This window comes from Streptomyces sp. NPDC043738 (assembly GCF_056436545.1).
In genome coordinates, this window is record NZ_JBWKCJ010000013.1 from 60,485 (window position 1) to 73,436 (window position 12,952).

Annotated in this window: 8 protein-coding genes and 1 pseudogene; 6 read left to right on the plus strand and 3 right to left on the minus strand. The window is 65.1% G+C overall.

The genetic code is table 11. From position 1 onward, the window contains the following. Positions 1-479: 479 nt before the first annotated feature. Complete coding sequence (locus AC0680_RS18765; protein WP_478630137.1) at positions 480-911, minus strand: RICIN domain-containing protein; 432 nt, start codon at positions 909-911, stop codon at positions 480-482. Positions 912-1,360: 449 nt separating this feature from the next. Here AC0680_RS18765 and AC0680_RS18770 point away from each other — a divergent pair, with 449 nt between their 5' ends. Further along, positions 1,361-1,780 carry a hypothetical protein gene (locus AC0680_RS18770; protein WP_478629870.1) on the plus strand — a complete coding sequence of 140 codons (420 nt, stop codon included), beginning with the start codon at positions 1,361-1,363 and terminating at the stop codon, positions 1,778-1,780. A gap of 33 nt (positions 1,781-1,813) precedes the next feature. Here AC0680_RS18770 and AC0680_RS18775 read toward each other — a convergent pair. Continuing rightward, positions 1,814-2,150, minus strand: a pseudogene (locus AC0680_RS18775) (IS1380 family transposase); the annotation flags it as partial. 1,458 nt (positions 2,151-3,608) lie between these two features. Between AC0680_RS18775 and AC0680_RS18780 the strand changes: the two are divergent. From AC0680_RS18780 to lipB, 5 genes are all read left to right on the plus strand, one after another. Then, entirely contained in the window at positions 3,609-4,280 is a 672-nt protein-coding gene (locus tag AC0680_RS18780) for a transposase (RefSeq protein WP_478629873.1), read from the plus strand. Between the two features lie 427 nt (positions 4,281-4,707). Further along, positions 4,708-7,884, plus strand: coding sequence for a non-ribosomal peptide synthetase (locus tag AC0680_RS18785; RefSeq protein WP_478630119.1), 3,177 nt, complete (start codon positions 4,708-4,710; stop codon positions 7,882-7,884). A 14-nt stretch (positions 7,885-7,898) separates the two neighbouring features. Then, positions 7,899-9,308: a condensation domain-containing protein gene (locus AC0680_RS18790; protein ID WP_478629875.1), complete on the plus strand. Its 1,410-nt coding sequence runs from the start codon at positions 7,899-7,901 to the stop codon at positions 9,306-9,308. Between the two features lie 65 nt (positions 9,309-9,373). Beyond that, the gene (locus AC0680_RS18795) at positions 9,374-10,582 is read left to right on the plus strand and encodes a serine hydrolase domain-containing protein (protein ID WP_478629877.1); all 1,209 of its coding nucleotides are present in this window, start codon (positions 9,374-9,376) and stop codon (positions 10,580-10,582) included. 212 nt (positions 10,583-10,794) lie between these two features. After that, positions 10,795-11,523 carry a lipoyl(octanoyl) transferase LipB gene (gene lipB / locus AC0680_RS18800; RefSeq protein ID WP_478629879.1) on the plus strand — a complete coding sequence of 243 codons (729 nt, stop codon included), beginning with the start codon at positions 10,795-10,797 and terminating at the stop codon, positions 11,521-11,523. A gap of 298 nt (positions 11,524-11,821) precedes the next feature. Here the strand turns inward: lipB and AC0680_RS18805 are convergent, their stop codons facing one another. Then, a complete protein-coding gene (locus tag AC0680_RS18805; RefSeq protein ID WP_478629882.1) occupies positions 11,822-12,937 on the minus strand; it encodes a MerR family transcriptional regulator in 1,116 nt (371 codons plus the stop codon). Positions 12,938-12,952: the final 15 nt, after the last annotated feature.

Consider the following 12,952-nt stretch of genomic DNA (forward strand, 5'->3'; position numbering starts at 1 on the left):
GGGCATTCACGCCTTCGGCTTGCTCGACGATTACACAGGGCGCCGTCAAGTGGCCAAGGCGTGTCCCGTGAGCGATCGTCGAACCGGCTGGGATCAGAGGCACCTGCGCCTGGGCACTGTCCGATGGGTCGTGTGACCATGCCAGCGTTCGCATCGTTCGGCCGGCGTGGGGCGGGGCGATCTGTCGGATCAGGAATGGGCTCGGCTGGAGCCACACTTGCCGAAGAACGTGGGACTAGGCGGACGTTGGAAGAGCTCCCTGGACGACGCGGCCAGCCCGCTCAGCATCGTTCGTCGGACACTTCCCAGCGGGCCTTGGAGGCTGCCGACGACGAACAGACCGTGCGGCGCACCGGTCAAAGGCGCCATCCTCACCCCTGCAGGGGAAGGGATGGCGCCTCAGCGCGTCCTGGGCAGGCCGCATCAAATCGGTGAAGCGGGTAGCTTCCGGCCGGAGTTGCCATGGCCCGTGACCGACGTCAGCCGCGGGGGCTCCGCCAGCGCCAGAACTGGTCCGTGTACGGTCCGACCTGGTCGACCTCCAAGGTGGTCTCCGCCAACTGGCAGCTCTCGACCGGCGAGATCACCAGCCGCTCGTCCAGCGCCGAAGCGATGAGCACATCGGCCTGAGCTGGGTCGCCTTGGATCAACCGCCAGAGCTGTCCTTGGCTGCCGTCGCTCCAGTGATCCTGGTAGACGACCGCTTTCGGGTGCTTCTCCCTGACCGTCAGGTACAGGTCGTCCTGTCCGTTCTTGATCCGCCACAGCCCTTGTTCGTCTGCGGCCAGAAACTCCCACATGTCCTGCTTATTGCCGGTTCTCAGTCCTCCCCGCCACAGCCGGACCTCATCGGGATTGTGGTTATGACCGTTCGGCGTGATGTACAGCCCGCTGGCCGAGTGCACGATCACTTGCGGGGAGTCTGCGGGGGGTACGGATCGTACGGGGGTGATGGGCATGGGCGATCCTCCGTGCATGGCATGGCCACCGATGATGGGTGCGCGCCGGCAAGTGCCTCCGGCATTGCCGCGTTCGCCTCCATGCTTTTGCCATCCCGCGCCGAGCCGCCACCGGGAGGGGCCGAACAGGTGATCTGGAGACTGTCCGATGGGTCGCGGGATTCCGGAAGAGCCGAGTCGTTCTGGCTCGTGTGGCGCGGGGTGATCTTTCAAACGCGGACTGAGCACGGATGAGGCCGTACCGGACCAGTGGGCCAATCGCCGACGCCGTGGCAGCACCGACCGTCGTCCTGCCAGATTCAACTGGCACTGCGTCTCACTCGGCAGCCCGACCCATCGGACACACCCTAGATGACCAAGCCCTGATGGCAGGATGATCGCCCCGACGATCCTGAGGGGCCATGTCCGTGCATACGCCTGCCGACTACCTCGAACTGGCGCGCGCCGAGCGCAACAGCGCCGTCCTGCATCAACTCGCGCGTTGTCCGTACCCCTTCGTCTGGCATGCGTTGGCCGCCAACCCCGCCACGGCGCCCGGCACGCTGTTGGAGCTGAGCACGGCGCAGGACAGTGCCTGGAACGACAACAGGCTCCTTCGCCTGCTGGCGGAGCATCCCCGCGCGGACCACACAGTGCTGCGGGCCGTCCGTGATGCCGTGGCGGCAAAGCTCGCCGAGGGGGCACGACCCTACGCCGCCGTGCTTGCGCTGGCAGGACGGACGGAACTTGCGGCAGCAGAAGTTCTACAACTCGGGGCTCTCCGCGGAGCTTCTGCTCGTCTGCGCGGCCGGCTCGACCAGCGCCTCGGGCTCCGTACTTGACTCAATGCCCGCATCGGTCGGCGCGGAGCGATGGAGGCCGTCCAGGTCCCAGGTCACCTGCCCGCCGGCGTGCGGCGCCCGTGTCATCGGCCAGTTGCCGGACGTGTTCGTGGACCTGAGCGCCGGCCTTGCGGATTGCGGTCAGCGCACGGTTCCCGCCGGCGGCGAGGGTGGCGATGAGCCGGGAGACCATCGGGTCTGAGGCCACCGGCCGCCCGTACACGCCGGGCTCGGCCGGCTGTATGGCGACCTCGGTGAGACAGTCGCCGAGCATGATCGCGAACGCGATATTCAGCACCGTCTTGCCCGGATCGTGCACCGCGCGGGACTTCCGCCAGGGTGCCAGTGCCGTCGATGTCGCCTGATCCACGGGGTAGGCGAGTTGAGGTATGCCGGTGGTGCTGGTGTGCCGGTTTGAGGTAGCCGCTGTTATGGGGTCGGCGCCGGTGACGGTGCGCCAGGTGGTGTGGCGTTCGGTCAGCTCGGTGCGGCCTCGCGGTGGGCGTTCGGTGGGCCGGACAGGCCGTCGAGCGCCCCTCAGGCATCGTGCCCGACATGTGGGCTGATGGCCGGAGGGCCCGCCCACGCCGAGGCATCTATACGTATCTCTACCGTCAAGATTCCCCACAGCAGGCATCTCTGCGCTACGAGGGGAGCGACCGGCTCGAGAAAAGCCATCAGCCGACCCGGTAACGCGAACGGGTCATGTGACCCTTCACCTCACCCGGACACGCGCAGAGATCCCTCTCCGCCTTCGGCGATATCTCACCCGACTTCCCCCCACGCCACCTTTTCACTGCCCGTCACAACCGCCCCCGAAAGGCACCCTGGTTCACTACCTGACGCTAGGTCACCGACTGGAGTCACGACCTGAAGAAAACCGGCCCGGCGGATTGGTGGGCCCCAACTCTTCCTTTAGCACCACAAGTTGACAAAAACCCCCTGGGTCCGATTCAGCCAGACCTTCGCTGTCGTAGCGGCGTGATCACACTCCACCGTCAAGCCATTGTTGCTCCAGCAAGTGCATAGTCGGTGGCCAACTACGCGGACGCCGGCTCAAGCCAATGCATGCATGGCACATCCATGACCAGCGGGAGCGGAGGGCCATGCCCCTGCCGCGGTGGTGTCCTGCGGCACCGATCACCTCGTACTTCGAGCTCCATAAACTGCACCATGGTGCCCGCCGAGCCATGACTGAAATTTTGCCATCCGTCATCCTGATGGACATAGACGGGTTGCCCAAGGGCATATGACTTCGTAGAGTCGATCAACGTCAAGTCGGTGAATCGCCAAGAGAGTAGATTCCGTGAGCCAAGGAAACTCTGAATGAGGCCTTCGAGCCCCCAGCTGTCGCGGCGGTGGGAGAATCCTCGGAAGGAGCCCTCGATCGTGGCTCCGGTGGCGCGGTTGTCATCACGGGTCTTCGAATTTAGTGGGGGAGCACCTCGGGTCGGGAGCGCCCCGTTGTTGCGAAGAGTGACCGTAGGTGTGGGTCGGCGCGGTCGCGGTAACCGAAGATGCATCGCCTGTTGCGCTTGATGATGCGGGTGTTGCCCTCGTCTGCAGTGCCCGATCTGCGTGCAGAGGATCACGTATTACGGCCGGTCAGGTGGTGACGAGGTCGCAGTCGGCCGGGACGACTGTGCGCCCGCCAGCGGCCACGGCGCGATCGGCTCGGTAGTCACACTCCGCAATCAGCGGTGCGGCCAGCGAGGCTCCCTCCCCGGCCGGATTCGAAGCCCCGTGACAGTAGGTTGCAGTAATTACGGACGGGATTGGCCACGATGTGAGAAGTGGTCGGCGCTTATCCATACCGGGAGGGGAAAGAATGTATCGAACTGCCACGGCACGTGATGTCGAACCGAGTGGCGAGATCGTTGAGCTTCACCGCGGGATATCCTCTTTGAGCGCGCGGGAGCTGGAGGTTCTCCATCTGGTCGCTACTGGCAAGACCAATTGCAGCATCGGCATGGAGCTGGGAATCTCCGAAAGGACGGCGAGAGAGCACGTTGCGCGAATCATGCTCAAGTTCGGAGTGGGTTCCCGGGTCGAAATAGCCGTCATCGCCACCAAATGGCGGTTTGAGGGCGCCTCAGCTGGTCACGTGGGGTGGCAGGACGGGGAGATGGATCGGTTATCTCAGCGGTTAGTGCCGGATGAGTTATGGATGCTGGTGGAGCCGATGATTCCACGGTCCCGGGATCGTCCGCAGGCAGGGGGGACGGCTCCAGCCGAGGATCGGGCGGTGTTCACCGCGATTGTGTATGTCGTGACCAGCGGTTGTGCTTGGCGGGACTTGCCATCGTCGTTCGGGGTGGCCTTTCAGGTCGCACAACGCCGCTTTGGGCAGTGGACCGATGCCGGCATGTGGCCCCGGCTGCATGGCGGGGTACTCGACGAGCTGGACACACAGGTTCAGGTCGACTGGTCTCGGGCCGTGGCCGATGCCGCGATCATGCGGGCGAAAAGGGAGGACGAGGCGCGGTCCCAATCCGGTTGATCGGGGCAAGCCAGGCTCGTAGGTCCACTTCTTGTCCCACCGCGGCCTACCGCTGGCCCTGGCCGTCTCCGCGGCCAACGCCGATGACAGCAACAGCATGAGACCCCCGGTCTGAGCCGTCCCATGGATCCGCTCCCGGTACGGGCCGCGGGGTGCCGAACCCAGCGAGTTCCACGCCGGCAACGGCTGCGCGACTTCGGCGGCCCTAAGTCACCGTCACCGGCTGCGCCACCGCAAGATCACCCCACGGATCGCCCGTAGCGGCACTGAGCCCGGCCGTGCATCCGACCGTCATCGCCGGTCCGTCGAAACGCACCCTCTTGAGGTCAAAGAGATTCTCCAGCCAATCGCATTCAGGAGGAGTAGGTTGTCGAATCTGTCCGACAAACTGGCCAATTTGTCCCCTGAAAAGCGGAAGCTCCTCGCTATGCAACTCCGCGGCAAGGCCTCCGAGGTACCACCAGTTACGGCTGCCCCTCCTGGACAGCTGCGATGGTCTGCACAGCAAGAACAGATGTGGTTCTTGGAGCAGGCCGGACGCGATCCGTCCGAGCACAACCTTATTTACCGGTTCGGCCTGTACGGACGAGTCGACGACGACAGGCTGGTGGCTGCGCTACGGGCAACGGTCAGGAGGCAGTCCGCGCTCTCTGCGCCGCACGGTTGGAATGAAACCGAGCCGGCCGCCGATCTCGAGGTGCGCGTTGTCGACGCCACCGGCTCGACACCGGACAGGGCACTGAGCGAGCTACTGCGAACTGAAGCCGCAAACCCTCTGTCGTTGGAGAACCGGGTCCTTGCACGCGCGACACTTGTGCACTGCTCGCAAGGCGAGCATCTACTTGTTTGGACAGTGCACCAAGCTGCCTGGGACGTCCCCTCCGTCCCCATTTTTATGCGCGAGGTAGAAGCTGCCTATCAGTCGACGAGGGCGGAGACAGATCTTGAACTCTCCTACTCGGACTTCAGCTACTGGCAGTACGAGATGCTCAGCCGGCGCGGTGATGAGCTCAGGCAGTGGTGGTCGACGACCCACCACAGCGGCGTGTCACTGCCGACGGACCATCCTCGACGAGACAACGATGGTCGGCGCCGCAGTCCGACCCCGATCCAGATAAACGCTGAAGTGGCCGGCAGCGGCGTTACGTCGGCACTCGCCGAACTCGGGCGTTCGGCGGGTGCCGACGTGTCGACCGTTGTCTTCGGGCTGCTCGCGCTACTGGTATCCCGCTGGAACCAGCAAGACGACGTCACCATTGGCTGGACCCACGATACTCGGCCGGGGGAGCAGTTCAACGATGTGATCGGTCCCTTCTCGAATGTTCTCCCCGTCTCGATCAGCATCGATCTTGCGCTGGATGTGCCAGCGTTTCTCTCGACCGTGAGCAATTGTGTCTCTCGCGCTGTTGAACATGGCGACCTTCCGTTCGCACAGATCGCAAGTGCCATGAACCCCAGTGAGCCAGGGCGTAACCCCGTCATCAAGCTCCAGTACGGATTCGAGAACAGCAGGGTGGCCGTTCCCGGTATCGATCTTGACGGATGTCAGATGACCTTGGGAGAGGTGCACCCGAGCGCTACAGATGTAGATGTGTCCTTCGTTGTTCGAGAACGCCATGGTGGCTTGGACCTCATTGCGTCCTTCCGCGATGATCTGTTTGACCGAGCGAGCGTGGAGAACTTCGTCGAGTCGCTTCGTGAACTGCTCCGCTCTGCGGCCCGGGAGGACGGAACGCCTCTCGGCCGGCTCAGCATCGTGACCGACCGTCAGAGCGATGCGCTGGCCCACCTCGCAAGCGGCGGAAGCTCGACCACCGCCGCCGGCGAGACAGTCCTCGAGGCGGTGTACAAGCACGCCGCGAGTAGGCCGGGCAGCGAGGCAGTCCGCTACGGCGGTCGCAGCTACACCTACGAAGAGGTCCTGACAGACGCGCGAGCGATCGCCGACGCCCTGGTGGCACACGACGTGGGCCCGGGTGCACGTGTGCTGCTCCTGAGTAGTCAAAGTCCGGTCGCCGTGAGTGCGGTACTCGCGACGTCCATGGTGGGTGCCGCCTACGTTCCGCTTGATATCGAGGCGCCGGCGGCGCGCCTCTCCTCGATCGTTGAGAGGACCAACGCCGCTGTCCTGTTGATCGGCACGGGCGCGCGCCGTGAGCAAGCTCGCGAGCTGGTCGGTGATGCCATCCCGATCATTGACCCCCGAGCAGAAGAACATGCTCCGCGTGCAGGCGCGGGCTGGGCTCCGCAGTCGCTGCCCACACCCGATGACACCGCATACGTCATTTTCACCTCTGGCAGCACAGGAGCACCGAAGGGGGTGGTCGTCAGTCAGCGCGCGGTCTTGCACTTCTGCCACGAGTTTGTCACCGCCTTCAACATGCTGCCAGACGACCGGGTCCTGGCCTTCGCCCGGCCGAGCTTCGACGTCTCAGTGTTCGAGGTTCTCGCGAGTCTTTACGCCGGCGCCGTGATCTGTATCGCCACCGCTGAACAGCGACGAGATCCTGAACTCCTGGCTGACTTTATTCGGCACGAACAAGTTTCGGTCGCGGAGCTGCCTCCTGCCCTCATGCCGCGGCTCGGGGGAGACTATCCCGACCTGCGCCTCGTCTCAGTCGGAGGGGAATCATTTCCCGGCTCCCTCGTCGAGGAGTGGACACGAAACGGCCGGGAGTTCTGGAACGGCTACGGTCCGACCGAGACGGCTGTCGGAGTCACCCTGATGCGTTGCGAAGGCCAATGGTTCACCTCGCCGCCCATCGGACGGCCCATACCTGGCCTGCGCGCCCACATCCTGGATACGCACGGCCAACTGCTGCCACCAGCAGCAATCGGCGAACTGTGCATCGCGGGCCCCAGCCTCGCTGACGGCTATCTCGGAGACCCGTCTCTTACTGCCCGCAGTTTTTGCTCCGTACCTGCCGTTGGCGAACGCATATACAAGACGGGTGATCTTGTACGGTGGCGCCCGGACGGGAATCTCGACTTTTACGGTCGAAACGATCGCCAAGTCCAGGTCAACGGGTTTCGTGTTGAGCTGTCCGAAATCGAACAAGTCCTGAGCGTCATGAACGGCGTCGAACGGGTGCGAGTGGAGTTCCTCGACCACCCCGCTCTCGGTAAGAGCCTGGTCGCCTTCATCGTCCCGGTCGCAGAAGGGACGGCGCCAGATGCGGCGGCATTGCGACAGGAAGCCGTGAGCCGACTTCCTGAGTACTCAGTTCCGCGTAAGTTCGTTCTTGTTCCCGATGTGCCTCTCACGCCGAACGGAAAGGTCGACCGATCGGCTCTGGAGGAAACCCTCGTCAGCCAGGAAGCCGGCAACTTCGGTGAGCCTGAGTATGTCTTGTCAGCCACCGAGCGCCGGCTTGCCGAAAAGCTGATCGGACCCGTCCTCGGTATACGTAACCCCGACCCTGATGTCGGATTCTTCGAGTTCGGAGGCAACTCCCTGCAGGTCACACAAATCGTCGGCGGAATTCTTGAGGAGTTTGGCGTGCGGCTGGCGATCGTCGACTTCTTTGAGAATTCGACGATTCGCGGCCTCGCAGCAAAGGTGGACTCGATGATCTCGTCATCCGATGTCGACTCCTCGTCCTGACCAGGAGGAGAATCGTGACCGGACCGCAGGATGCCCGCGATATTGACCGCGATTCCGACGAAGATGTTCAGGATCTTCTCAACGAACTCTCTTCGCAAGAAGGGCATCAATTGTTGGAAGTCTTGGCGCAGGGCGGCGAGTTCGACCAGAACGTGCTGCTCCCGACCATCGCGTTTCAGGAAGAAATCCTTGAGGTGGCGAGTGCCCACCCCCACAGCCGATGCGCAGGAATCCATCAACTCTTCGTGCTCAAGGGGCTAGTGGATGCGGCGAGATTGCGCACCGCATGGCGCAAGCTGCAGGACAGGCATGACGCTCTCCGCACAACCTTCAGCGAGCGGGGTGATCAGTGGTGCCAGAAAGTAACTGAGCGTACGAGTGAATTAGCCATTCGTGGCGCCACCATAGATGAACAGACGATGATCGAGGCTGTCGGCCGGCATCGAGCCGAAGGCTTTGACCTCGTGGGTGGCCCCCTGGCCCGTGCTGAGCTCGTACTCGGCCGCGAAAACACGCACATTCTCGTCCTTTCGTGGCACCACGCTGTCGTCGACGGATACTCGCTTGGAGTTCTGTGGGACGATCTATGTCAGGCATACAATGACCCCGGAGCCGCGCCCGAACCTCTCCAGCAGGGAGAATTTGCCCAACGTCAGTCGACCTACAGAATCGAGCGGGCAAAGGAGGTTGCCCTCACCATTCGCTCGCGGTATCCGAAAGCTCTGGACACCGCCGCCGTCGCGCATTCACGTCCTCACAACGTGGATCTCGGTGGAATCACGCTTCGCTGGGGTAGTGACGAAAGCAGGGCGCTGGCGGCTCGTGCGGATGAACAGGGCCTGACCTTGTATATGGTGTTTCTTGCGGCCTATCGCTCCGCCCTTGAAGCAAAGGATCTGCTGTCGCCCGAAGCCCCTGTCTGGACCCCGATGTCCGGCCGGCTATCGAGTTCTTTCAGCCGGAGTGTAGGCCTGTTTATGAACCTTGTCCCGGTCTTTGGGTCAATCGGAGGCTCATCCGGAGGTGAGACGCCGATCGCAGCGCTGCGGCAGGGGTGTATCGAGGCATTCGACCGCCAAGACGTGCCGCGCAACGACCTGATCGAAATCCTTCCTGACCTTCCTGCGGCGAGTGCCCTGTTTGCGCTGCAGAACTTCTCAGTGGGAACCTGTGACCTCGCTGGAGTCCAACGGTCGATGCCCACGCCATCAGGATTTCCTCTCACTGATCCGATTTTGGAATTCGACAGCCCCGTGTCCGGCCTGTTTCCAACGGCGTTGTCTATTGGGTTCATGGAGGACGAGAGTCTCGCCGGCGTATTCGAGTACGATCGCACTCGTCTCGACATTGCATTCGCCACTGAAGTAACGGATCACCTTTCCGGTCTGATTGATAAAGCAATCGCCGGGACATTCCATTGGTGAGGGCTGGGCGTTTTGAGTTCACCAGGTGCCGGTTACGTACAAACATGGATGAGTAAGGGGACAAGGTGATCAAGAGTGGTTTCTCGGCGAAACGGCTGACCCGCGTACGAGACATGCTCGAGCGTCGCGTCGACGCCGGCCACAGCCCGGGTGCGGTCGCCGTCGTCGCCCGTCATGGCGAGGTCCACATCGAGGCTGTCGGCAATCTCGCCTTCGAGGGCGCGGGCTCGAGGACGCCGATGACAGCCGACTCGATCTGCCGTATCGCATCGATGACGAAGTCGGTCGTTGCCGCCTGCGCGATGACGCTCGTCGAGGATTGCACGCTCCGCCTCAACGACCCGGTCGACGCATTCCTGCCGGAACTGGCGGACATGGCCGTGCTCGCCGACCCGAACGGGCCACTGGACGACACCGTCCCGATGGAACGTCCGATCACGCTGCGGGATCTGCTCACCTGCCGCCTCGGCACCGGCACGATCATGGCCGAGCCGGGAACGGTCCCGATCTGCGACGCGCTGAATGCGCTCGAGCGAGGGGGCGGCCCGGGCGAACCTGATCCGTCGCCGGACGAGTGGCTCCGCCGACTCGGCACGCTCCCGCTCGTCCACCAGCCTGGTGAGCGCTGGATGTACAACATCGGCCCCACCGCGACGGGCGTGCTCATCGCTCGCGCCACGGGCATGTCCCTCGAGGATGCGCTGCGCGAGCGGATCTGTGAGCCGCTCGGGATGAAGGACACCACCCTCGGCCTGGGCGATGAGAGCGCCGGCCGGCTGGCGACCGCGTACGTGCACGACGACGCCACCGGCGAGCTCGTCGAAGACAGCCCCGACGGGCTCCGGAGGCGACCGCCAACGTTCAAGGCGCCTGCCAGCGGACTCGTCTCGACCGCCGATGATTGCCTCGCCTTCGCCTCGGCCCTGCTTGCCGGTGGTACCCACCGCGGCGAGCGGGTCCTCTCTCGGCCGTCGGTGACGTTGATGACCAGCGACCACCTGACACCGACGCAGAAGGCGGCCTCCCGGTGGTTCTGGCCGCTGGAGCACTTCGCGGACTTCGGCTGGGGCTTTGGGATGGAGGTCCGCACCCGGCGAACAAACCTCGGGCCCTCGGTCGGGAGCTACGGCTGGTACGGCAAATACGGCACCGCCTGGTGCAACGACCCTGCCGAGGACATGACGACGATCCTCATGATCCAGCGGGCGGAGGGGCTCGAGCTGCCGGCCCTCGTCGACTTCTGGACGGCTGCCTACGGGGCGATCGACGACTGAGCCATCCAGCGGTGCCGGTCAAGGGAGCGAGTAGGAGCGGTGTTTGGTGGCGAGTGACCCGCTGCCGGTCGCCGTCAAGGAAAGGAGCGGCATCAGCCAGGCGGGCCAGGTCGAAATTGGGCAGGTGGTGGCCGGTCTGGCTGATGTGTTCCTTAGAGTCGGCGTCGGGCGCGAACGACGCCGATGACCACGGGGAGTTGGGGAGGCGCGAGGTGAACGAGCAGACGCTCGAGCGCATCGACCTGGGTGAGGTGCCGTACACCGAGGCGACCGAGGCGATGAAGGGGTGGGTCGAGCTGCGGCGCGCGAGCGAGATCCGTGACCGGCTGGTCCTGCTGACACATCCCCCGGTCATCACCTACGGCTCCCGAACGCCTCCGGACGAACTGCCACGTGCCGATTCCCCGATCCCGCTGGTCGAGGTCGACAGGGGCGGGCAGGCGACCTATCACGGTCCTGGACAGCTCATCGGCTATCTGGTGATGCACCTGGGGGAGCGCGGCCCCGGTGATGTCGTGCGCTGGGTGGAAAACGGGTTGATCCGCGCACTGGACTCGCTCGGCTTCGAGACCGTGCGGCGCGAGACGCCACCGGGCGCGCAGAGCCTGGTCGGTGTGTGGACGCCGCGCCATGACAAGCTCGCGTCGATCGGTATGCGCATCCGGAACAAGGTGACGAGCCACGGATTCGCGCTCAACATCGCATCGGACCTGGACGAGTTCACACGGTTCACGGCGTGCGGGCTGCCCGAGGTGGCGATGGTGTCGCTGACGGCGATGGCCGCGGAGCAGGGCAGGCCGGTTCCGACGGAGACCGCCGTGCGGGACGCGGTGGCCCAGGCGTTCGGGGCGGTGGCGCCGGCCGGGGTTTTGTCCGCTGCGACGACAGCGGTGTCCGGGCGGCGCTCCACCCATGCGGGACCTTCCCTCGATACGCCGTGAACCGTCACGCACAGGGGGGCGAGGGCGCGCCCGAAGCCGCCGGCGGGGACGGCCGCCCACCCCGACAGCACGCATGCGACCGAAGCCACGGACCAGGACCGCGATCGGCTGATCTCCGCGATCGCAGCTGCTCCTCGTCCAACGCGTCAGCGTGGTGCTCACGTTGGGCGAAGAAGCCGACCCTGGGGTCGGAGGAGAAGACCTTCGGCCGGCTCGCTGTCAGTGTCACGACGACGTCCCAGGCCGGTGGGAACGCGATGACCGGCTCTCGCTGCGGCACCAACCGGAACGGGACAGTTCAGGCCACGAGCAGGCGGAGGCCGAGCTCTGCCGCGTCGAGATCGACGAGGTCGCGGTTGCGCTCGGCCCACCGGCCTGAGGAAAGGTCGTCGCGGAGCCCGTTTACCGCCCGCTGCTCGGCCTCCGGCCCGACTCTGGTCCATACCGATACCGCGCGGCGCACATGGTCGTCCAGGTAAGCCTCCGGCCGGCGCCAGTAGGCCTCGAGGAAGCCGTCGGCGCAGTCCCACGGGATGAGCACCGGTTCCAGGCGGGCCCCGATCGCGCCGGCCAGCTGGTCCACCGAGGGCCGGCCGGCGACCAGGCGGGCGACCTCGGGCAGGTAGTCGCGGGTGAGCCAGAACCGGTGACGCCAGCCGGTGTCACTGGCGTCGTGCGTGAACACCACCACGCGCCGGGCCACTCGCCGCATCTCGCGCAGCCCGGCGATCGGGTCCTGCCAGTGGTGCACGGTGCTGAAGGCCATCGCGGCGTCGAAGGACTGGTCCTCGAACGGCAGGCTCTCCGCGGCGGCGGCCACACACGGCGCCGCGCTCGCCGGACGCTGCGCCCGCATGACCGCCGACGGTTCCACCGCGGTCACGTCGCGGTCCGGAGGTTCGTAGGAGCCGGTGCCGGCGCCCACGTTCAGTACCGTGTGTGCGTCCCCGAGCGCATCCCAGACCCTCGCGGCGATCCGCGGCTCGGTGCGTCGCGTCGCCGGGTAAGCGGACCCGATGGCTTCGTACAACTGCGCGCCGAACACCGTCAGTTGTTCCTCCGGTGTCGTCCTGTGCCCCATCGCCCGTGCCTCCAGTTCGCTGTCTATCGCCGCCACCATGGCGGCGGCGCGGTCGCGCTGGTCCAGCAGCAGGCCGCGCAGCCGGTGCAGGTGCGCGACCGCGTCGGTGGTCGGGTCGTCGACCAGATCCGCGATCTCACGCAACCCGAAGCCCAGCCGCCGGTAGGCGAGCACCTCCCGCAGTCGCTCCACGTCGTCCGCCGCGTAGGCCCGGTATCCGGCCGAGGTCCGTGCGGATGGCTGCACGAGGCCGATCTCGTCGTAGTGGTGCAGTGTGCGAACGCTCACGCCGGCCAGCGCGGCCACGCGTCCCACCGTCAGGTGTTCCTCCACGCCACCGACAATGCG